Raw genomic sequence first — 23,591 nt, 5'->3', positions numbered from 1 at the left:
CTGTAGTGCCGGCCCCGGGCCCCCGCCTGCCCTGCGGACGCCGCCCGCCGGGCGGGACGCCCGGAACACCGCGCCCTCGGCCCGGCCGATACGACGCCGGGCCCTGCCGAAGCCGTCCGGTCGACCACCACCCACGTACCACCAGGGAAAGGCCCATCGACGATGTATGACGCCGAGTCGGACCGGACAACCGCCGGGATACCCGTCACCGGCGGGCAATCCGGCATCTGGCTCGCCCAGCAGATCGAGCTGGACCACTCGTCCTACAACGTCTCGTTCGTCCTGGAACTGCGCGGCGACACCGACCTCGACCGCCTGACCGCCTCCGTACGTCGGGCGGCCGAGGAGGCCGAGTGCCTGCACGTGTACCTCACATCCGAGAACGGGGAACCGCGCCAGACGCCCCGGCGGTTCCCCGTCGAGGTCCCCACCGTCGACCTCCGCGGCGTTCCGGACCCCGACGGCGCCGCCGCCGACTGGATGGAGGCCGACCGGGACCGGCCCGCCGACCTCGCGCGCGGCCCCCTCTTCGCCCATGCGCTGCTGCGCCTCGGGGACGACCGCGTCCTGTGGTACCAGCGCTACCACCACATCGTCGTCGACGGCACGAGCATCGCCCTGATCACCCGCCGGGCCGGAGAGCTCTACACCGCCGGGGACCCGGCCGAAGCCCCGCACTGGGAGCTGTCCCGGCTGGTGGACTCCGACCGGGCCTACCGCGACTCCGAACAGCACCGGGCGGACCGCGCCTACTGGCTCGGCCGCATGGCCGACCGGCCGGAACCCGTGCGCCTCGTCGAGCGCGCGCCGACGCCGATGACCCGGCGCGTACGGCGCACGGCGGAGCTCTCCCCCGAGCACACGGCCCGGCTGCGCGTCGCCGCGGCGGGCGCGGGCGTCCGGCTGTCCCGGCTGCTGGTGGCCGCCGTGGCCGCCTATGTGCACCGGGTCTCCGGCGAGCAGGACCTCGTCCTCGGCCTGCCGGTCGCCGCCCGGCCGGACGCCGACGCGGCGAATATCCCCGGCATGACGTCCAACGTCCTCCCGCTGCGCCTTTCCGTCCACGGGGGCCTGACCGGATCCGGACTCGTGGACGTCGTACGGTCCGCGATCGCCGAGACGGTCCGACACGGGCGCTACCGTGCCGAGGACCTGGCGAGAGACCTCGCTCTGGCCGACGGAGTGCCGGAACTCGTGGGACCCACCGTCAACGTCCTGCTCTCCCTCGGCGAAGGGCTCCGCTTCCGCGACCACGAGACCGACTTCCGGCCCACATGGCTCGGCCCGGTCAGCGACCTCGCGATCACCGTCTCCGAGAGCGGGGCGGGCAGGAGCGTCCGCATCGACTTCGACGCGGACGCGGAGATGTGCGACCAGCGGACTCTGGACGACCACGAGCGCCGGTTCCTGCTGCTCCTGGACGCTCTCGTGGCGGGGATGGACCGCCCCATCGGCCGTATCGAGCTGACCTCCCCCGCGGAGCGGACCCGACTGCTCGACACCTTCTCGGTCGCGCCGTACGAGGCCCCCGAACTGTCCTGGCCCGCGGCGTTCGAACGGCGCGTGCGCCTCGCGCCGGACGCCGTCGCGCTCGTGTACGAGGACCGCGAGCTGACGTACGCGCAGCTCAACGCCGCCGCCAACCGGCTGGCCCGGCTGCTGATCGCGCGAGGCGTCCGCGACGAGGACATCGTCGCCGTCGCCGTGCCCCGCTCGCCCGAACTGGTCGTCTCCCTGCTGGCGGTGCTCAAGGCGGGAGCCGCGTATCTGCCCCTGGACGCCGACCAGCCCCGCGACCGCATCGCCTACATGCTCTCCGACTCCGGCGCCCGGACCGTCCTCACCACCCGCGAGTCGGCCGACGGACTCCCGCCCGTGCCCGACGGATTCCCCTCTGCGCCCGGCGGACTTCCGGCCGTGCCCGGCGGGCGTCTCCTCCTCGACGATCCCTCCGTGGCCGCCGAACTGGCCGCGCTGGACGACTCCGACCCGGGCCTGCCGATCGCCCTCGACCGGGCCGCGTACGTCATCTACACCTCCGGCTCCACCGGCCGCCCCAAGGGCGTGGTCGTCCCGCACGACGGCATCGGCAGCCTGATCGCCACCGCGACCGAACGGATCGGAGTCACTGCGGAGAGCCGCGTCGTGCAGTTCGCGTCGGTCGGCTTCGACGTGACCGTCTGGGACCTGGTCATGTCGCTCTGCGTCGGCGGCCGGATCATCATCGTCCCCGCCGAACGCCGGGTCGCCGGGGCAGCCCTGACGGAGTACATCCAGCGGCACCGGGCCACCCATATGATCCTGCCGCCGTCGCTCGTCTCCGCGCTGCCGCCCGAGTGCGAACTGCCCGCGGGCGCGGTGCTCGTGGTCGGCACCGAGGCCGTCCCGAGCGAGCTGATCGCCCGCTGGTCCGGGCGGCTGCGGATCGTCGTCGCCTACGGACTGACCGAGGCGACGGTCAACTCGACGCTGTGGCACGCCGAGCCCGGCCGTCCGGGGCCCGCCCCGATCGGCCGGCCCGACCCCAACACCCGCGCCTATGTGCTCGACGCGGCGCTGCGTCCGGTTCCCGTGGGCGTCGAGGGCGAGCTGTACGTCGGCGGGCGCGGACTGGCCCGCGGCTACCTGGGCAGGCCGGGGCTGACGTCGGAACGGTTCGTCGCCGACACGTACGGGCCGCCCGGCGCACGCGTGTACCGCACCGGCGACCGCGTCCGCTGGAACCCCGACGGCGACCTGGAGTTCCTCGGCCGCGCCGACCACCAGCTCAAGATCCGCGGCCACCGGATCGAACCGGGCGAGATCGAGAGCGCGTTCATGGCCTGTCCGGGCATCTCCCAGGCCGCCGTCCTCGTCCGCGACGACCATCGGGGCGCGAAGCGCCTCGTCGCCTATCTGACCGGCGAGAGCGGCGAGTCCGGCGAGAGCGGCCAGGGCGACGAGGACGGCGGGCCCACCGCCGAGTCCGTGGCCGCGGCGCGGGCACGGATCGCCCGGACGCTGCCGGACCACATGGTCCCGTCGGCCGTCGTCTCCCTCGCCGGAGCACTGCCGCTGACGCCCAACGGAAAACTCGACGTCCGGTCACTGCCGGAGCCGGAGTGGACCGCCATGACCGGGGACGCCGCACCCACGACGCCCGCCGAGGCCGCGCTCGCCGCGCTCTTCGCCGAAGTACTCGACCTGCCGACGGTCGGCGTCCACGACAGCTTCTTCGAACTCGGCGGGGACAGCATCGTCGCGATCCAGCTCGTCAACCGCGCCCGCGCCGCCGGACTGGCGATCACCGCTCGCGACGTGTTCCGCCGCCGTACGGTGTCGGCGCTCGCCCACGGCAGCTCAGCGCCGCCGCCCGCGCCCGGCGCGACGCCTCCGCCGTTCTCCCTGGTCCCGACCACCGACGCCGAGCGAGCCGACTTCACCTCCACCGTCCCGGATCTCCTCGACGTCCTCCCCGCCACACCCCTGCAGGAGGGCTTCTTCTTCCACGCCGCCGTCGACGGGCAGGGCGCGGACGGCTACGCCGTGCAGGACACCGTCGAACTCGCCGGCGACGTGGACGCCGACGCGATGCGGGCGGCCGTGCAGCGCGTGCTCGACCGCCATCCGCTGCTCCGCGCCGCCTTCCACCAGAGCGCGGACGGCCGGATAGTCCAGCTCATAGGCGAACGGACCGAGCTGCCCTGGCGCTTCGCCGACCTCTCGGAACTCGGCGCGGCCCAGCGGGCCGCGGCCATCGAGGAGATCACGGCCGCGGACCGGGCGGAGAGCTTCGACCTCGGGGCCCCGCCGCTGCTGCGCGCCGCTCTGATCCGCCTCGGCGACCAGCGCTCCCTGCTGGTCCTGACTCTGCACCACATCGTCGTCGACGGCTGGTCGGTCTCGCTCATCATGCGGGAGCTGCTGGACGGCTACCGGCCCGGAGCCGTGGCCGCGCCCCTTGAGCCCGCAGGGCCCGCCGACACCTACCGGGCGTACGCCGCCTGGCTCGCCGGACGCGACCGCGAGCGGGCACGGAGCGCGTGGCGCGACGCGATGGCGGGGCTCGACGCACCCACCAGGCTGCCCGTCCGCGCGGGGGAGCCCGGCCCCGGCGGGACCGGCAGGATCACCCTACGGCTCTCGGCGGCGGACACGGCGGCGCTCACCGCGAGGGCCCGGCGGCTCGGGCTGACCCTCGCCACCGTCGTACAGGCCGGATTCGGTCTGGTGCTCGGCGATGTCGTCGGCTCCGACGACCTGGTCCTCGGCACCACGGTCTCCGGCCGGCAGGCCGCCGTGACGGATGTGGAGGCCCTGGTCGGCCTGCTCATCAACACCGTGCCCGCCCGGCTGCGCCGGCGTCCCGAAGAGCCGATCGCCGATGTGCTCGCCCGGTTCCAGGACGAGCAGGCCGAACTGCTGGAGCACCAGCACCTCGGACTCGCCGACATCCAGCGGGCCGTCGGTCACGGTGAACTGTTCGACGCGCTCGTCGTGGTGGAGAACCTTCCCGCCGCGGGTGAACCGGCCGATCCGTCGGGGCGGGTACGCATCACCGGATCGCACATACGCGACGCGGTGCATTACCCGCTGGCGCTCACCGCCCTCCCCGGCGAACGGCTCGAACTGCGGCTCGAACACGATCTGGCGCGGCTGGACACGGCGACCGCCCAGCGGTTCGTCGACCGGCTGAGGGCACTTCTCGGCCAGGTGATCGCCGACCCCCGGCTTCCGGTCGCACGGCTGGCCACGCGCCCCGCGGACGAGCAGCCGAGCACGCCCGGCCGCCTCGCCGGAGCGGAACACGCCCTCCCCGGCGGCACGCTGCACGGAGCCTTCGCCGAACAGGTCCGCCGCACCCCGGACGCGACCGCGCTCGTCGACGAGGGCGCGCCGACGACGTACGCCGAACTGGACGAGCGGGCCGAGTCGCTGGCACACCGGCTGCTCGCCCACGGCGTGGGCCCCGAGACCGTCGTGGCGGTCGCCGTCCCCCGGTCGGCCGACTCGCCGGCCGCCCTGCTCGGAGTCCTCAAGGCGGGCGCGGCCTATCTGCCGGTCGACCTCGACCATCCGGCCGACCGGATCCGGTATCTGCTCGCCGACTCGGGCGCACGGACGGTCGTCGCCACCGGGGAGTCCTGGGCCCGCCTGCCCGAACTGGAGGGCGTGACCCCGGTCCTCCTCGGGGAGCGCGGGCACGGGGCGCCCGCCGCCCCCGATTCCGTACCGGCCGCACCCGGCCCCATGCCGACCGCGCCCGATTCCGTACCGACCGCGCCCGATTCCGTACCGGCCGCCCCCGGCCCCGTGCCGACCGCGCCCGATTCCGTGCCGACCGCCCCCGGCCCCGTGCCGACCGCGCCCGATTCCGTGCCGACCGCCCCCGGCCCCGTGCCGACCGTGCTCGGCCCTGTGCCTCCGGTGGCCGATCTCGTGTCCGCCGATCCGGACAGTGCCGCGTATCTGATGTACACCTCGGGGTCGACCGGCCGTCCCAAGGGCGTGGCGGTGACGCACCGGGCGGTCGTCGGGCAACTGTCCTGGGCGGCCGGACGGTTCGGGTTCGGCCCCGGCGAACGGGTGCTGCACCAGTACTCGACCGCCTTCGACCCGTCGGTGCAGGAGATCTTCGCCCCGCTGCTCACCGGCGGGACCGTGGTGATCGCCAAGCCGGACGGCCACCGCGACCCGGCGTACCTCACCGGGCTGATCCGCCGCGAGCGGGTCACCGTCGTCGACTTCGTGCCCTCGCTCTACGGCGCGCTGCTCGCCGAGGAAGCCGATGGGAGCCCGCCGTGGTGGGCGAGTCTGCGCAGGGCGTTCAGCGGGGGAGAGGCGCTGTCCGTTCCGCTCGCGCGGCGCTGGCGCGAGCGCACCGGGGTACCCCTGTTCAACGTCTACGGGCCGACCGAGGCGGTCATCCAGGTCACCGGCTGGGAGGCGGGCTCCGAGCCGGGCGAGCAGAGCACCGTGCCCATCGGACGCCCGGCGTGGAACACCCGGCTCCACGTCCTCGACCGGTACCTCCGCCCTGTCGCCGAAGGGGAGCCGGGCGAGCTGTACATCGCGGGCGCGCAACTGGCCCGCGGATACCACGGACGCACCGCGCTGACCGCGGAGCGCTTCGTCGCCGATCCGTTCGGCGGACCGGGAGAGCGGATGTACCGCACCGGGGACATGGTCCGGTTCAGTGGAGACGGAGTGCTCACCTACCTCGGGCGCACCGACCACCAGGTCAAGATCAGGGGAAACCGGGTGGAACTCGGCGAGATTGAAGCACTGCTGCGCGACGAGCCGGCCGTCGGCGACGCGGTGGTGGTGGCCCGCGGCGACGACGGGGGAGCCGGTCGGTTGGTGGCCTATCTGGTCCCCGCCGCGGGAACCGTGCTCGATGTCGCGGCCGTACGCGGCTCGTTGGCCGGTTCGCTGCCCGCGCCCCTGGTGCCCGGCCACTTCGTCACGCTCGACGCGCTGCCCCTGACTCCGGGCGGCAAGACGGACCTCCAGGCCCTGCCGGCCCCCGACGTCCACAGGAGCCGGGGACGGACCGCGCGCCAGGGCCGCGAAGAACGGCTCTGCGCGATCTTCGCCGCCGTGCTCGGACTCGAAGAGGTCGGCGCGGACGAGGACTTCTTCACCCTCGGCGGGGACAGCATCCTGTCCATGTCGGTCGCCTCCCGCGCCCGCGCGGCCGGGGTGCCGATCAGCCCCAGGGACGTGTTCGAGCACCGCACACCGGCCGCGCTGGCGGTCCGCGTCGCCGCGCCCGACGGCTCGGAAGCCCCCGACGGCACAGACGGGTCCGACGCCCCCGGCACCGCGGCCGCGTCGGCCCCCGCCTCCGACGGTGTGGGCGAAGTGCCGCTGCTGCCCATCGTCCACCAGCTCCGCGAGGACGGTGGCGCGATCGGCCGCTTCAACCAGTCGATGCTGCTCCAGACCCCCGCCGCCGCGGACGCCGACGCGCTGGCACGCGTCGTGCAGGCGGTCGTGGACCACCACGAGGGGCTGCGGCTCACGCTCTCCCGCATGGACCTCGGACCGGCGATCCCCGCCCTCTGGTCGGCACGGACGCGGGCCGTCGGCGCGGTGGACGCGACGTCACTGCTCCACAGCGTCGATGTCCGCGGTCTCGACGACGGCGGACTCCGCGCGGCGATCGCAGAGGAGTCCGACGCCGCCGCCTCGCGGCTCGATCCCGACAACGGCGTCATGCTGCGGGCGGTCTGGTTCGACGCGGGCGGCGACCGGCCGGGCCGGCTGCTGCTCACCGTCCACCACCTGGCCGTGGACGGCGTCTCCTGGCGCGTACTGCTCGGCGATCTCGCCACCGCCTGGGAGGCCGTCTCACGGGGGGAGCGGCCCGTGCTGGAGCCCGTGCCCACCTCGCTGCGGCGGTTCGCGCGGGACGTGGCCGAGCAGGCGACCTCACCGCTACGGCAGGCCGAACTGCCCTACTGGGCCCAAACCCTGGCGCCCGGAGCCGAACTGGCCCAGGACGCCACTCGTCACGGAACGGCCGGTACGGCGCGGGAACACCTCGTCACCCTGTCCACCGAGGACACCCGCGCGCTCCTCACCACGGTGCCCGCAGCCGCCGGAGCCGATGTCACCGAGGTCCTCCTCACGGGGCTGCGGCTCGCCGTATCGCGCCGGCGAGACGACCCGAACGACCCGTCCGGCCTGAACGACCTGTCCGGCCTGAACGACCTGTCCGGCCTGAACGACCCGGGCGGGCGCGACGGGCGGGACCGCGACCTGCTGGTGGACCTCGAACGCCACGGACGCGACGCCGCCGACCTCGACATGTCCCGTACCGTCGGCTGGTTCACCAGCCTGCATCCCGTACGGCTCCCCGCGACCGACGACGCCCGCGACGCCCGCGATGCACTTGACGCACTCGACGTGCTCGACGTGCTCAAGCTCGTCAAGGAGGCCGTGCGGTCCGCACCGGGATCCGGCGAGGGGTACGGCATGCTGCGCTACCTCAACCCGCAACTCGCCCCCGTCTTCGCCCGGCTCTCCACCGCACAGGTCCTGTTCAACTACCTCGGCCGGCTGCCCGCCGAGCAGACCAGCGACTGGGCCCCCGCCGCGGAGGCCGACGCCCTGTCCGCGGAACCCGACGACGACCTCGCCATGCCGTACGCACTCCAGGTCAACGCCGTCTGCGCGGACACCCCGCACGGCCCCGAACTCCGCGCCACCTGGACCTGGACCCAGGACGACGCCCTGACCGAGGACGATGTGCGGGCGCTCGGCCGCGCCTGGGCGGCGGCACTGCGCGAACTCATCGCGCGGACCTCGGAGTCCGGGGCACCGGCGCGCGCCCTCACCCCCTCCGACGTGCCCCTGGTCCCGCTCACCCAGGCCGACATCGACCTGATCGAGCGCGTCAGCCCCCTGCCCGTAGCCGACATCTGGCCCCTGTCACCGCTTCAGGAAGGCATCCACTTCCACTCCAGCTACGACACATCCGCACTCGACGTCTACACCGCACAGGACACCTTCGACTTCGGCCACCGCCTCGACGCCGAACGGCTCCGCTCCGCGTGCGCGGCACTGCTGCGCCGCCACCCGAGCCTCCGCGCCGGAATCACCGGCGACGGCCTCCCCTCACCCGTGCAGTTCGTCTGCCCGGCGGCCGACGTCCCCGTACCGCTGACCGAGGTCGACCTGAGCGGACTCGGCGAACAGCAGCGGCGGACACGGCTCGACCGGATCGCCGACGCCGACCGGCGGCAGCGGTTCGACCTGGCCGCGCCTCCGCTCTTCCGGCTGAAACTCATCCGGCTCACCGAGAACACCGACCGCCTGATGCTCAGCCACCATCTGGTGGCCTGGGACGGCTGGTCGCAGTCCCTCTTCCTCGACGAACTCCTCGCGCTCTACGCCACGTCCGGCGAGGACACCGCGCTGCCCGCACCCGGCAGCTACCGCGACCATCTCGCCCGCCTCGCGGAACGCGACGCCGACGACGCCCGTGACCGCTGGCGGCACGCGCTGGCCGGACTGGACGAACCGACGCTCATCGCACGGAACCGGGGAGACGAACCGACGATCCCACACCGCCGCGGCCTCGATCTCACCCCGGAGCTGAGCGACCGCCTGCGCGCCTTCGCCCGCGAGCACGGACTGACGATCAACGCGGTGCTCTCCGCCGCGTGGGCCCTCGTGCTCTCCGCGACCGTGGGCCGCACCGACGTCGTGTTCGGCACCACCGTCGCCGGAAGGCCGGCGGACCTGCCCGGAGCGGACACCACCATCGGCATGTTCCTCAACACCGTGCCCCAGCGCGTCACCCTCGACGCCGGCGAGCCGGTCGTGGACCTCCTGCGCCGCGTACAGTCCGAGCGGGTCGCGCTGATGGACCACGAATACCTCGGCCTGGCCGAACTCCAGCGCGCCGGCGGCCACCCGAACCTCTTCGACACCCTGTACGTGCTGCAGAACTTCGCCGACGAGGGCGCGTTCCGGCGACTGACCGAACGGCACGGCATCACCGCCGTGGGCAGCGTCGACGCCACCCACTACCCCATGACCCTGATCGTCAACCCGGCCGAAGTCATCAGGGTGAAGCTGGAGTACCGCCCCGACCTGGTCGACGACGAGCAGGCCGGGGCCGCGCTGGAGCGCTTCGGGACCCTGGTGGAGAGGCTGACCGGTGACCCGTCCGCATGCGTCGGCTCCCTCGACCTGCTGCTGCCCGGCGAACGTGCCGCCCTCCTCTCCGCATGGGCGGCCGGAGACGACCCGGTGCCGAACGAGACCGTCGCCGACATGCTCGCGGCCCAGGCCGTCCGCACCCCGGACGCGGTGGCGCTGGTCTTCGGCGAGCACGCACTCACCTACGCCGAGCTGGACACCCGGATCAACCGGCTCGCCCGGCGGCTGCTCGCCCTCGGCGTGGGACCCGAGAAGGCCGTCGCCCTCGCGCTGCCGCGCTCCATCGAGACGGTGGTGGCGCTGTTCGCGGTGCTGCGCACCGGCGCCGCCTATCTGCCGCTCGACCTCGACCACCCCGCCGACCGGCTCCGGCTGATGGTCGAGGACACCGGACCCCTGTGCCTGCTCTCCACGACGGCGGTCGCCCCCACGCTCCGGAGCCCCTCCGGCCCGCTCGCCCCCGAACTCCTCCTGGACGACCCGGCCGTCACCGCCGAGATCGCCGGCCTCCCCGGCGGAGCGATCACCGACGACGAGCGGCCCGCGTTCGCACTCGACCTGCCCGACCGGCTGGAACACCCCGCCTACCTCATCTACACCTCCGGCTCCACCGGTCGGCCGAAGGGCGTCGTCACCCCGTACCGCGGGCTGACGAACATGCAGCTCAACCACCAGAAGGAGATCTTCGCCCCGGCGATCGCCGCCGCGGGCGGACGACGCCTGCGCATCGCGCACACCGTCTCCTTCGCCTTCGACATGTCCTGGGAGGAACTGCTCTGGCTCGTCGAGGGGCACGAGGTCCACATCTGCGACGAAGAACTGCGCCGCGACGCCGAAGCCCTGGTGGCCTACTGCGACCGGCACCGCGTCGACGTGGTCAACGTGACGCCCACCTACGCCCAACTACTCATCGAGGAGGGCCTACTCGACCAGGACGAGACCACCGGCAAGCACCGGCCCGCCCTGGTCCTGCTCGGCGGCGAGGCCGTCTCCGACACCGTCTGGACCCGGCTGCGCCGCACCGAGGGCACCTACGGCTACAACCTCTACGGCCCGACCGAGTACACGATCAACACCCTCGGCGGATCCACGGAGGACAGCCCGACCCCCACGGTCGGCACACCCATCCGCGGCACGCGGGCCCGCGTGCTGGACACGATGCTGCGCCCCGTCCCGCCGGGCTGCCCCGGTGAGCTGTACATCGCCGGCGCCGGACTGGCCCGCGGCTACCACGGCCTGCCCGGCCTGACGGCACAGCGGTTCGTCGCCGACCCGTACGGCGCGCCCGGCGAACGCATGTACCGCACCGGGGACCTCGTACGGCAACGTCCCGACGGACTACTGGACTTCCTCGGCCGTACCGACGACCAGGTCAAGATCCGCGGCTACCGGATCGAACTCGGCGAGATCTCCGCCGCCCTGTCCGCCCACCCCGAGGTCGCCCACGCCGCCGTCGTCGTGGCGTCGACCGCCGGGACGAAACGCCTGATCGGCTATGTCGTACCGGAAAGCACAGAAGGCACAGAAGGCATAGAAGGCACAGAAGGCACAGAAGGCACGGAAGGCACGGAAGGCAGCGACGAACCGGCCGAGGAACTGCCGCGACGGCTGCGCGACCATCTCAAGGCCGGCCTGCCCGACTACATGGTCCCGGCCGCGCTGGTCGCCGTGGAGGCACTGCCGCTGACCGTCAACGGCAAGCTCGACATCGCGGCCCTCCCCGCCCCCGGACCCGCGCGTCCGAGCACCGCCCGCCCGCCCCGGTCGCCCGAGGAGGAGACGCTCCGCGCGCTCTTCGCCGAAGTGCTCTCCCTCCCCGAGGGCGACGTCGACATCGACAGCGACTTCTTCGACCTCGGCGGCCACTCTCTGCTGGCCACCAGACTCATCAGCCGCGCCCGCACCGCGCTCAAGGCCGAGCTGGCGATCCGGGACCTCTTCGAGGCACCGACCGTCGCCGAACTGGTGGAGCGCGCGACCGGCTCGCCGACCGCCGACCGACCGGCGCTGACCGCCGGGGAGCGGCCCGCCGAACTGCCGCTCTCCCACGCCCAGCAGCGTCTGTGGATGATCCAGCAGATCGAAGGCGCCTCGGCCGCCTACAACTTCCCGCTGGTGATGCGGCTGCGCGGCGCGTTCGACCCGGACGCCTGGCGCACCGCGCTCGCCGATGTGACGGCACGTCACGAAGCGCTGCGCACGGTCTTCGCCGAACGCGACGGGCAGGTGTGCCAGCGCGTCCTGCCCGTCGAGCGGGCGCACCCGGTCGTGGAGACCGTCCGCGCCACCGAGGACGAGGTCGCCGCCGTCGTGGACGCCGCCGTCAACCGCCCGTTCGACCTCGCCGCCGAACTGCCGCTCCGGGCGACGATCGCCGCAGTGGGGCCCGAGGACCACGCCGTCGTCCTCCTGCTCCACCACATCACCACCGACGAGTGGTCGGACCGGCCCTTCCTGCGCGATCTGGCCACCGCCTACGCCGCCCGCCGGTCGGGCTCGGCCCCGAACTGGGAGCCCCTGCCCGTCCAGTACGCCGACTACGCGCTCTGGCAGCAGCGGCTCCTCGGCGACCCGGCCGACGCCCGGAGCCTGGCCGCCCGGCAACTGGACTACTGGCGTACGACACTGGCGGGCGTCCCCGAGGAGATCGAACTGCCCGCCGACCGGCCACGGCCCGCCCGGCCCGCCTTCACCGGAGCCGAACTCGACATCGCCTTCGACGCCGAGGCCCACCAGGGGCTGAAGCGGCTGGCACGGGAGAGCGGCGCAAGCATGTTCATGGTGGTCCACGCGGCCGTCGCCGCGCTGCTCCATCGCATGGGCGCCGGTACGGACATCCCCCTCGGCTCGCCCATCGCCGGGCGCGGCGAAGAAGCCCTGGACGAACTGGTCGGCTTCTTCGTCAACACCCTCGTACTCCGCACCGACCTCACCGGCGACCCGAGCTTCACCGAACTGCTGGCGCGGGTCCGCGACACCGACCTCGCCGCCTTCTCCCACGCGGACGTCCCCTTCGAGTCCGTCGTCGAACGGCTGAACCCGACGCGCTCACTCGCCCGCAACCCGCTCTTCCAGGTGATGGTCGGCTACCACCACCGCACAGGCGACGAACTGGAGCTGCCCGGACTCGATGTGGAGTACGTGCCGTTCCGGATCGGATCGGCCAAGTTCGACCTCGTGTTCAGCTTCACCGAGCAGACGGCGGCCGGCTCCGACGGAACCGGCACGCTCGACTGCCGGCTGGAGTTCGCCACCGAACTGTTCGACCGGGAGAGCGCCGAGCGGCTCGCCGCCGCGCTGCGCCGGCTCGTCTCGGCGGTGGCCGCCGAACCGGAACAGCCCCTCTCCCACGCGGAGATACTCGCCCCCGACGAGCGGAGGCTCGTCCTGGAGGGCTTCAACGCCACCGGCCGGGCGGTCGAAGAGTCCTCGCTGCCCGCCCTGTTCGCCCGGCGGGCCGCCGAACGGCCCGACGCGGTCGCCGTCGTGGAGCCCTCCCGGTCGGTGAGCTACGCCCAGCTCGACGCCCGCTCCGACCGGATCGCCCGGCTGCTCGCCGCGAGCGGGGTGGGGACCGAGAGCGTGGTCGGCGTGGCCGTGCCGCGCTCGGTCGACATGGTCGCCACCGTGCTCGCCGTCCTCAAGCTCGGCGCGGCGTTCCTTCCCCTCGACCTGGTCCACCCCGCCGACCGGCTCGCCTACATGATCGAGGACTCGGGGGCCGCCGTCGTCGTCGGCACCGAACCCGTCGCCGGGAAGATCCCCGACACGGCGGGGGCGTCCATGGTCCTGCTCGACGCCCCGGAGACCGCCGCCGAACTCGACCGGCCGCTCACGACAGAAGCCGACGGCCCGCCGGTCAACCTGCACCAGGCCGCGTATGTGATCTACACCTCCGGTTCGACCGGCCGCCCCAAGGGCGTCGTCGTCCCGCACGAGGGCATCTCCAGCCTGGTCGCCACCGCCGTCGACCGGATGGGCCTGCGAACCGACAGCAGAGTCCTCCAGTTCGCCTCCATCGGCTTCGACGTCGCGGTGTTCGAACTGGCGATGGCGCTCTGCCACGGCGGCCGGCTCGTCCTCGTACCCGACGAGGCGCGCGTCGCCGGACCGGCGCTCACCGACTTCCTGGCGGACCAGCGGATCACCCATATGATCCTGCCGCCCTCCCTGGTGTCGGCGCTTCCGGCGGAGTGCGAACTGCCCGCGGGATCCACGGTCCTCGTCGGCACGGAGACGGTGCCCCCGGACCTCTTCGACCGCTTCGGCGCCACCGCCGATCTGATCGCCGCGTACGGACTGACCGAGGCCACCGTCAACTCCACGCTGTGGCCCGCCCGGCAGGCGGGCGGGCGCCCCGCCGGGCGCGTGCCCATCGGCCGGCCCGACCCCAACACCCTCTGCTATGTGCTGGACGACCGGCTCTGCCCGGTCCCGCCCGGTGTGGCGGGCGAGCTGTACGTCGCCGGGCGCGGGCTCGCCCGCGGCTACCTCGGCAAGTCCGCGCTGACCTCCGAACGGTTCGTCGCCGACCCGTTCGGCCCGCCCGGCAGCCGCATGTACCGCACCGGGGACCGCGCCCGCTGGCGCGGGGACGGCAACCTCGACTTCCTCGGCCGCGTCGACACCCAGGTCAAGATCCGCGGCTTCCGGATCGAGCTGGGCGAGATCGAGGCGGCACTCGCGGCACACCCCACCGTCGCCCAGGCCGCCGTGGTGCCCGACCGCCGGGGCGACATCGTCCGCCTGGTGGCGTACGCGGTTCCCGACGGCGTCCCCGGCGACGGCGCCGCGCACGGGGAACCCGATCCACGGACGCTGCGCGCGCACGTCGCCGGGCTGCTGCCCGAGTACATGGTGCCCGCCCTCGTCGTGCCGCTGGACGGCCCTCTGCCGCTGACCCCCAACGGCAAACTGGACCGCGAGGCCCTGCCCGTACCCGACTGGTCCGCGATGACCGGTGACGCGGCCCCGGCCACACCGACACAGACCCGCCTCGCACGGCTGTTCGGCGAGATCCTGAAGCTGGAGGACGTCGGCGTTCACGACGACTTCTTCGCGCTGGGCGGCCATTCGATGGCCTCCATGCGGCTCCTCGGCCGGATCCGCTCCGAGTTCGGGGTCGAGCTGAGCATCCGGGACGTCTTCGACGCGCTGACCGTCGCCGGCGTCGCCGCCAAGCTCGACGGCGCGTCGCCCGCCCGCCCACCGCTCCGCCCGGCCGGACACCGCGCGGATCGCGACGACGCCGAGTCGCCCGTCGCCCCCGTACAGCGCAGGCAGTGGTCCTCGTACCGACGGCGCACGGGCTTCGACCACGCACTCGCCCTGCGCTCGCCCGGCGGACTGGACGCGGCGGCGCTGTCGGCCGCACTGGCCGACGTGGCCGAACGGCACGAACCCCTGCGCACCGCCTTCACCGAGCGGGACGCGGCCGTGCACCGGCGGCCCGCCGAACCGCCCGCCCTCGAAACGGAGCACTGCGCCGAACTGGACGCCCGCCTCGCCGAACTCGCCGCCGAGACCCCCGGCCCGGACCAGCAGGTGCCCCTGCGCGCCCGGCTCCTCACCGGCGACGACGGCTCCCAGGCGGTCCTGCTCACCGCGCACTATCTCGCCGTGGACGAATGGTCGGTCGTTCCGCTGTTCCGCGATCTCACCGCCGCCTACGCGGCCCGGTCGCTGGGCCGAGCGCCCGCGTGGGAGCCGCTGCCGGTGACGTACACCGACTACGCCCACTGGGCGCACGAGGTGCTCGGCGACCTCGCCGACCCCGGCAGCGCGGGCGGACGGCAGCTCGCGTACTGGCGGCAGACGCTCAAGGACGCCCCCAGCGCGCTGGCGCTGCCCACTGACGGGCCGAGTGCGGCGGTGCCCGACGGCGGCTTCGGCCACCGCGGGGACCACATCGCGTTCGTTCTGGACGAGCGGCTCCACGCCGATGTGGACCGGCTCGCGCGGGCGAGCGGCACCAGCCTGTTCATGGTGCTGCACGCGGCCCTGTCGGCCCTCCTCACCGCCCACGGCTCGGGCACCGACCTGCCGATCGGCACCATGGTCGCCGGCCGGGGCGAGGAGCGGCTGGCCGATCTGGTCGGCTGCTTCCTCAACACCATGGTGCTCCGCACGGACACCGCGGGAGACCCGGCCTTCAGCGAACTCCTGGCCCGCGTACGGGAGACGACGCTGAGCGCTCTGGACCGGCAGGACGTCCCGTTCGACGAGGTGCTCCATGCGACCGGTCTGCCCCCCGAGGGACCGCAGGTCATGGTGATCCACCACGAGCAGGCCGACTTCGCGGAGCTGGAGGGCGGGATGGGCGCGTTCCACTCCCTGCCGACCGGCCGGGTCCCGGCGGAGCTGACGCTCAGCTTCTACGAGCCGCGCGGCGACGGGCCCGTGCACTGCGAGCTGCTGTACGCGACCGGACTGCTCGGCCGGGCCCGGGCGCGGCGGCTCGCCGACGAATTCCGGCTGCTGCTGCGGAGCGCGGCGGCCGACCCGGAACGGCCGCTCTCGCAGCTGTTCACCGCCCTGTCCGCGGGCGGCACCGCCGTGACCACGACGACCGACGCCCTGTCCATGCCTGTCCATGAGGAGTGACGACATATGACGAGCAACCCGTTCGACGACCCGGAAGGCCGCTTCCTGGTTCTGGTCAACGAGGAGAACCAGCACTCGCTGTGGCCGTCCTTCGCCGAGATTCCGGCGGGTTGGCGGACCGTCTTCGAAGAGAACACGCGGGAAGCCGCTCTCGCCTATGTGGAGGCCAACTGGACCGATCTGCGGCCCGCGAGCCTGATCGCCCGGCAGGGCTAGGTCGTTTCTGATGGATCAGGCTGGATCAGTGAGCGGGGTCTGGTGCCGTGGATCGCAAGGCGGAGGAGGGAATCCATGCGGTGGGGGTACCTCCCGGGCCGCCAGGCCCAGGGTGGGGGCACCTCCCCGGCCGCAGGGCCGAGGGGGCCCATAGGTGACCGACGACAACGCGGCGAGGCGCGGTGCCAGGGCACGCGAGCCCAGCAAGATCCATCAGAAGCGGCCTGAGCCTGCGGCGACAGCGCCGACGCCCGGTGGCGGGGTTGCCCTCGCCGCCGGGCGTTCGCGCGGGTCCGTGGTTGGGGGCGGGGCTCGCAGGGCGGATCGGGTCCGGGTGGCGCCCGGCGGACGGCTGCCGGCCGTCCGGGGCGGTCCGCCGACCAGCAGCCCACCGGCGGGGCGTCGCCTTGTTCGCCGTTCCGCTTGCGCGCGTATGTGCGTGGCGGCCTGCCCGCTGGCAGGTTCCTGCGCTACGGAGCAGGCCGGGGGCGGCGGCCGTCCAGCGGCGCGACCGCCGACGACCGGCCGTTTGGGGCGAACATCGCCCCCCGGCGGGTCGTGGCCTCATTCGTTGCCGCGCTGGCACGCGCGCGTGATGCGGCGGCCTGCGTGCGCCTGCCCGTCATCAGGGTCCTGCGTTACGGGGTGGGCCGGGGCGGCCGTGCGAGGGCGTGTCCGCCGACGACCGGTCGTCCCGGGTGGGACCGCCGTCCATCGGCGGGTCGTGGCCTCGTTCGCCGTTGCGCTCGCGCTTGTGTGTGGTGCGGCGGCCTGCGGGCCCGCCCGCTGTGAGGATCCTGTGCTACGGGGCTGGCTGGTGCGGCGGCCGTCCGAAGGCGCGACCACCGACCTCCGGCTGGCAGGGGCGCGACGGCCGGCCGCCGCCTGGTTCGCCGTACCGCCCGGACACGCGCGCGTGAGCGCGGCCGCCCGCCCGCCGCACCGCGGCTACGGCGCAGGCCGTCGGCTCTCCGACCACGCCGCCCACAGGGCGGCATAGCGGTCGCCCGCGGCCAGCAACTCCTCATGTGTGCCCGTCTCGACGACCCGTCCCCCGTCGAGGACGACGACACGGTCGGCGGTCGCGGCCTGCGGCAGCCGGTGGGCCACCAGCAGCGCCGTCCGCCCCTCCAGCGCGGCGAGGGCGGCCGACTCCAGGACGCGCGCGCCCGCGCTGCCCGCGTCCGCCGTGGCCTCGTCCAGGATCGCGACCGGAGGGTCGGCGAGCACGAGGCGGGCCAGGGCCAGCTGCTGGGCCTGGGTCACCGTGAGCCGGTGCCCGCCCTCGCCGACCACCGTGCCGACGCCGTCGGGCAGCGCCTTCGCCCACTCCAGGGCCCCCACGCGGGCCAGTGCCGTTTCCAGCTCCTCATCGGTGGCCTCCGGCCGGGCCAGCCGCAGATCCTCCGCCAACGGCCCGGCGAAGACATGGACTTCCTGGCTGATCAGCGTCACCGCCCGCCGGACCCCGGCCGGTCCCAGCTCCCGGATGTCGACCCCGCCGAGGGAGACCGAGCCCCCCGACGGCCGGTGGACGCCGGCGATCAGCTTGGCGAGGGTGGTCTTCCCCGCCCCGCTGGCCCCCACCAGGGCGACCCGCTCCCCGCCGCGTACCTCCAGATCGACCTCGCGCAGCACCGGATGCCCCGGTGCGTACGCGTGGCTGAGCGCCGACGCCTTCACGGAACCGTCCACCGGCACGGCAGGCCGGTCCGGTTCCCGCTCCGCAGGCAGACCCGACACGCCCACCAGGCGAGCCAGGCTCGCGCCGGCGGACTGCGCCTCGTCGATCAGGAAGAGCGCGGCGTTGACGGGATTGAAGAGGCTGTGGAAGTAGAGCGCCGCCGCGGTCGCTGTGCCGATGCTGGCGGAGCCGTCGTCGACCAGCAGGAACCCGGTGACCAGGACCGCCGCCAGACCGATGAACTCGGCGAGGTTGAGACGGGAGAAGAAGCCCGAGACCAGCCGGATGCCGCGCAGCGCGAGATCGACGGCCGCCCGCGACCGCCGCTCCAGCAGTTCCGCGTGCCCGTCGTGCAACCGGAACGCGCGCACGGTCCGGACGCCGCCGACGCTGTCGAGAAGTTGGTGCTGCAGGGCGCCGGTCGCCACCCGGTGCGCGGCGTACACGGGCGTGGAGCGGGGGATGTACCACCGTACGGCGAGGATCTGGAACGGCACCGCGAGCAGCGCGGCGAGCAGGAAGCGCCAGTCCAGCACGGCCATCCCGACCAGCGTCAGCGCGATGGTGAGGAAGGCGATGACGAACTCGGGCAGTGCCTGGCGCACCGCCTTCGTTATCAGGGTCACGTCATGGGTCACTCGGGAGGTCAGATCGCCCGAGCCGGCCTCTTCGACGCGTTCGAGCGGCAGCCGCAGCGCCCGCTCGATGAACGCCTCGCGGAGGCTCGCCAGCACGGTCTCGCCCAGCCGGGCGACGAGGGAACCGCCGACCGCGGTCCCGACCCCCCTGGCTATCGCCACGGCGACGAGGAGTCCCATCGGCAGCGCCAGCGAGCCGGTACCGCGCCGGTCGACGACGAGGTCGACGACATGGCCGAGCAGCGGGGCGGTCAGCAGACCGATGCCGGTTCCGGTGACCAGCACCAGCACGGCGGACACCGTGAGAAGCCGGTGACCGCGGAGCGACGCGCGGACGACGGCGAGGGTTTCGGCGCCGGTGGCGATCGGCAGGAGTTCGCGATCGTCCGTGCCGTCTCCGCTCATCGCCGCCCCTTCGCCGTCCCGTCTTCCGTCATCCGGCCGTCCGCCGCGCGAGGCTCGGCCCTCCGTGACCCGGTCGTCCGTGCCGTCTCCGTTCACCGCTTCGCGGTCGACGGCCGTCATGCCAGCACCAGCGAGCGGTACGCCTCATCGGCGGATACGAGGTCCGGATGGCGGCCGTCCGCGGTCACCGCGCCGCCGTCGAGCACCACGACGCGATCGGTCACGGCGAGCAATGTGGGACTCGTGGTGAACAGGATCGTGGTGCGGCCACGGCGGAGTTCCCTGAGACGGACGGCGATCCGTGACTCGGTGACCGTGTCGACGGCGGTGGTCGGATCGTGGAGGACGAGCACCGGGGGATCGGCGGCGAGAGCACGGGCGAGTGCCACCCGTTGTCGCTGTCCGCCGGAGAGCGACCTCCCCCGCTCGGTGAGCACGGTGTCCACGCCGTGGGGGAGGGCGTGCGCGACGTCGTCCGCCGCCGAGGCCGCCAGCGCCGCCGCGAAGTCGCTCTCGACGCCCGCGCTGTTCCCCACCCCGGCGCCCGCCCCCGCAGCGCCGTCCCCCACACCGACGCCCGCCGCGCCGCCGCCCGTTGCGGCCAGGACGTTGTCCCGGAGGCTGCTCTCGAACAGATCCGCGTCGTGGTGCGCCACCAGGATCGCCCGGCGCACTCCGTCGACGTCGAGGGAGGCCAGGGGAACGCCGTCCAGCTCGATCGTCCCTTCGGCGGGGTCCAGTTCCCGGCCCAGGCAGAGCAGCAGGTCCCTCGCGGCGGCCGGGTCCCTGGCGACGACGCCGATCATGTCGCCGGGGCCGAAGTCGAGGTCGACCCCGCGCAGCACGCCCTGCGTGACGCCGCGCAGCCGGACCCGTCCGGCGACCGGTTCCGCCGGCGCGGACGAACCCGCCGTCACGGCCGGAGGCGACGCCAGCACCTCCGCGACCCGGCCGGCCGAGGCACGGCCCTGGGCGAACTCGCCGCTGACGTAAGTGAGGAGCTGGAACGGGCCCAGCAGGAACTGAGCGAGTCCGACCGCCGCCACCAGGTCCCCGACGCTGATCGTGCCGCGCATCGCCAGATGCGCGCCGACCAGCCCGATGAGCGCGATGAAGATCCCGGTCAGGGCGAAGATCGCCCCGTCGTGCCAGGCCCGGCTCCGGGCGGCGCGGAGCGCCGCCGCCAGCGAGTCCCGGCTGGTCCGCCGGTACCGTGCCACCGCGGCCGGTTCGGCGCCGATCCCCTTGAGGACCCGCAGGCCCGCGACGAGGTCGGCGGCGACACCCGAGGCGTGCGCCGCGTGCTCCTGTTCGACCTCGCTGCGCCGTTCGAGCGGGCGGCTGATCCGGTGACCGAGCCAGAGCAGGGGCGGGACGCCGAGCAGGATGAGCAGGCCGAGGGGGATCGAGATCCGCAGCAGGGCCACCGCGCTGATGACGAGTCCGGCCAGCGCCGACATCCCGTACGGCAGCGCCGCCGCGACCGCGCCGACCCGCTTGGCGTCGCCGGTGGCGACGGCGGTGAGCGCGCCGGGAAGCCGGCCCGTGTCCGCCCCGCCGCGTGGATCGAGCACCCTCGCGCCGAGTTGGAGCCGGATCCGGTGTGCTGCCTGCTCGCCGGCCCCGTCGGTGATCCTGGCGCCGGTCCGATAGCACGTGGACAGTACGGCGAAGAGCACGGCCAGCACCAGCAGCCAGCGCAGCAGAGCGCCGGAGGAGCCGGTCGCCACCGCTTCGTCGATGATCACGCCGATGACGACGGGAACCATCGCCTCGCAGGCTTGATGGGTCATGCCGAGGAGCGACGCTCCGGCGATGCGGCGACCCTGGCTCCTGATCGCATCCCCGAGGACTCGGCCCCCCGTCGGTCCTCCATCGAGCATGCGATTCCTCCGACGGAGCTGAATGATTAGGTAAGGCTACTCTAACCAGTTTTCTCCGTCGGGGCCGGTGGTCGCGGGTATCCGGCCGCCGTACTGGCGGGAAACGCAAGGGCGTTGACCCTGCATCACGGGTTCGGTTAGGCTCACCTAAGTTGGCTTTGCTCGGTGCGTCGGATCTCTCGCGCACGTTTCCCGCGCACGAAGCGCGATCCGCCCGGGGGGTACTTCTTGTTGTCGGTCCAGGCCCGGACGGCATCCGCGAGCGGTGCGGACGGACCGGTCGCGCCCCGCGCGCGCCGGGGGGCGGCGGCACTTCGGGGTCTGGGACTCCTGGTGGCGCTCGGCGCACTCGTCCTGGTCGCCCTGCTCGGGGTGTGGACGGGCACCAAGGACATCCCGTTCACCTCGACATGGAGCCTGCTGTGGCGGCCCGACGGCTCACAGGCTGCCGTCATCATCCACGACTACCGCATACCGCGTACTCTGCTCGGCCTCCTGGTGGGCATGGCCCTGGGCCTCTCCGGCGCCCTCATGCAGGCGCTGACCCGCAATCCGCTCGCCGATCCCGGTCTGCTCGGCGTGAGCCTGGGAGCCTCGACCGGCGTGGTCGTGGCCATCGCGTTCTTCGGTATCGGGACGGCTCTCGGCTATGTCTGGTTCGCCTTCGCCGGTGCGGCGATCGCGTCCGTCGTGGTCTATCTGCTCGGCTCGTCCGGACGGACGATCGCCACCCCCGACCGTCTCGTCGTGGCGGGCGCGGCGGTCACCGCGGTGCTGTACGCCTTCAACTCCGCGGTGCTGCTGCTCAATCCGCGGGCGTTCGACCAGTTCCGGTTCTGGACGGTGGGCGCGCTCGCGGGCCGGAACCACGACATGGTGTACGTCGTCCTGCCCTTCGTCGCCCTGGGTCTGCTGATCGCCCTGGGCCTGGCCCCGTCGCTGAACGCCCTGGCGATGGGGGACCAGGTCGGACGCGCGCTGGGCGTCAACGTCAGCCGGACCCGGGCCCTTGGGGCCGTCGCCGTGATGACGCTGTGCGGCGCGGCCACGGCCGCGGCGGGACCGATCGTCTTCGTCGGTCTCGTGGTGCCGCACATGGCCCGCTTCATCGTGGGTCCCGACCAGCGCTGGGTGATGGCGTACTCGACGCTGCTCGCGCCGATCCTGCTGATCGGAGCGGACGTCCTGGGCCGGGTGATCGGTGCCCCCGGCGAGGTCCAGGTCGGCATCGTCACCGCGTTCCTCGGAGCACCGCTGTTCATCGTGCTGTGCAGCCGCCGAAAGCTGGCCATGCTGTGAGCGCCGCCCGGAAGACCGGAACCTCGCCGACCGATGCGCCCCCTGAGCCCCCTGCGGCTGAAGTGTCCGCTGCGAGTAATACGAGCAATGCGAGTGATTCCGTGGCTGTTCCGAAGGTCCGCGTGGTGAGCGGTCTCGTCGTCCGCGACCCGAGCGGACGGCTCTCCCTGCGCGTCCAGGGCCGTGCGGTGGCCGTGACGGCGGCACTCCTGGTCATCCTCACCGTGGTCATGGGAGCCACCCTGACCACCGGGGACTTCGAACTGTCGGTCGCCGAAGTGCTCCAGGCGCTGACGGGCAACGGAACGGCTGCCACGGACTTCATCGTCAACACCCTGCGCATGCCACGGCTGGTGACCGCCCTCTGCGTGGGGGCGGCGCTGGCGGTCAGCGGGGCGATTCTGCAGAGCCTGACCCGTAACTCACTCGGCAGCCCGGACTTCATCGGGTTCACGAACGGATCGGCGACCGGAGCGCTGGTGGTCATCGTCGTGCTCAACGGGAGCATGACCGAGATTGCGCTCGGGGCGCTGATCGGCGGGCTGGGCACGGCCGCCGCGGTCTATCTGCTGGTGTTCCGCAACGGCCTGCACGGGTTCCGGCTCGTCGTCATGGGCATTGGTGTGAGTGCCCTCCTGCTCGCCGTGAACTCGTATCTGATCACCCGCGCGAGCTGGCAGGAGGCGCTGGAGGCCCAGGCGTGGCTGATCGGCAGCCTGGGCAACCGAGGCTGGGGCCACGCCGTCGTGGTCGGCACGGCGGTCGCGGTCCTGCTTCCGCTCGCCTTCGGCCTCGGCCGCCGCCTGTCCATGGTGGAGATGGGCGATGACACCGCGACGGCGCTCGGCGTCGACGTGGCCCGCAGCCGACTGGTCCTGCTGGTCATCAGCGTCACGCTGGCCGCGCTCGCCACCGCCGTGACCGGCCCCATCTGGTTCATCGCGCTCGCGGCCCCCCAGGTCGCCCGGAGGCTGATCCGCTCGCCCGGCCCCGGACTGGTCCCGGCCGCCTTCATGGGCGCCGTACTGCTGGCCGGAAGCGATCTCGCGGTGCAGCGCGTCTTCTCGCCCGCTCTGCTGCCCGTGGGCACGGCGACCGGCACCATCGGCGGTCTGTACCTCATCTGGCTGCTGGTCACCGAATCGCGGAGGAGCCGCGCCTGACGGACGGACCGGGTGTGACGGACGGACCGGGCGTGACGGACCGCGGCTG

General features: G+C 73.4%; 6 protein-coding genes. 4 read left to right on the top strand and 2 right to left on the bottom strand.

Annotated features, from left to right (window positions below):
- The first annotated feature begins 162 nt into the window (after window positions 1-162).
- Complete coding sequence (locus ACWEFL_RS05785) at window positions 163-16,254, top strand: amino acid adenylation domain-containing protein (RefSeq protein WP_451707910.1); 16,092 nt, start codon at window positions 163-165, stop codon at window positions 16,252-16,254.
- 6 nt (window positions 16,255-16,260) lie between these two features.
- Window positions 16,261-16,470: an MbtH family protein gene (locus ACWEFL_RS05780; protein WP_451707907.1), complete on the top strand. Its 210-nt coding sequence runs from the start codon at window positions 16,261-16,263 to the stop codon at window positions 16,468-16,470.
- Window positions 16,471-17,418: 948 nt separating this feature from the next.
- Here the strand turns inward: ACWEFL_RS05780 and ACWEFL_RS05775 are convergent.
- Both ACWEFL_RS05775 and ACWEFL_RS05770 read right to left on the bottom strand, forming a co-directional pair.
- Window positions 17,419-19,197 carry an ABC transporter ATP-binding protein gene (locus ACWEFL_RS05775; protein ID WP_451708120.1) on the bottom strand — a complete coding sequence of 593 codons (1,779 nt, stop codon included), beginning with the start codon at window positions 19,195-19,197 and terminating at the stop codon, window positions 17,419-17,421.
- 116 nt (window positions 19,198-19,313) lie between these two features.
- Window positions 19,314-21,080 carry an ABC transporter ATP-binding protein gene (locus ACWEFL_RS05770; RefSeq protein ID WP_451707904.1) on the bottom strand — a complete coding sequence of 589 codons (1,767 nt, stop codon included), beginning with the start codon at window positions 21,078-21,080 and terminating at the stop codon, window positions 19,314-19,316.
- A 231-nt stretch (window positions 21,081-21,311) separates the two neighbouring features.
- Between ACWEFL_RS05770 and ACWEFL_RS05765 the strand changes: the two genes are divergently transcribed.
- The gene (locus tag ACWEFL_RS05765) at window positions 21,312-22,379 is read left to right on the top strand and encodes a FecCD family ABC transporter permease (RefSeq protein ID WP_451708118.1); all 1,068 of its coding nucleotides are present in this window, start codon (window positions 21,312-21,314) and stop codon (window positions 22,377-22,379) included.
- Window positions 22,380-22,573: 194 nt separating this feature from the next.
- Entirely contained in the window at window positions 22,574-23,542 is a 969-nt protein-coding gene (locus ACWEFL_RS05760) for a FecCD family ABC transporter permease (RefSeq protein ID WP_451708114.1), read from the top strand.
- Window positions 23,543-23,591: the final 49 nt, after the last annotated feature.

The organism is Streptomyces sp. NPDC004838, from assembly GCF_053600955.1.
Note: the sequence above shows the minus strand (reverse complement) of the source record. Positions and strands in the feature narration are given on the sequence as shown.

Excerpts from the sequence above, each read along its gene's own strand:
- ACWEFL_RS05775 (WP_451708120.1), bottom strand. The coding sequence starts at position 19,197 with ATGAGCGGAGACGGCACGGACGATCGCGAACTCCTGCCGATCGCCACC.
- ACWEFL_RS05785 (WP_451707910.1), top strand. The coding sequence starts at position 163 with ATGTATGACGCCGAGTCGGACCGGACAACCGCCGGGATACCCGTCACC.
- ACWEFL_RS05780 (WP_451707907.1), top strand. The coding sequence starts at position 16,261 with ATGACGAGCAACCCGTTCGACGACCCGGAAGGCCGCTTCCTGGTTCTG.
- ACWEFL_RS05770 (WP_451707904.1), bottom strand. The coding sequence starts at position 21,080 with ATGCTCGATGGAGGACCGACGGGGGGCCGAGTCCTCGGGGATGCGATC.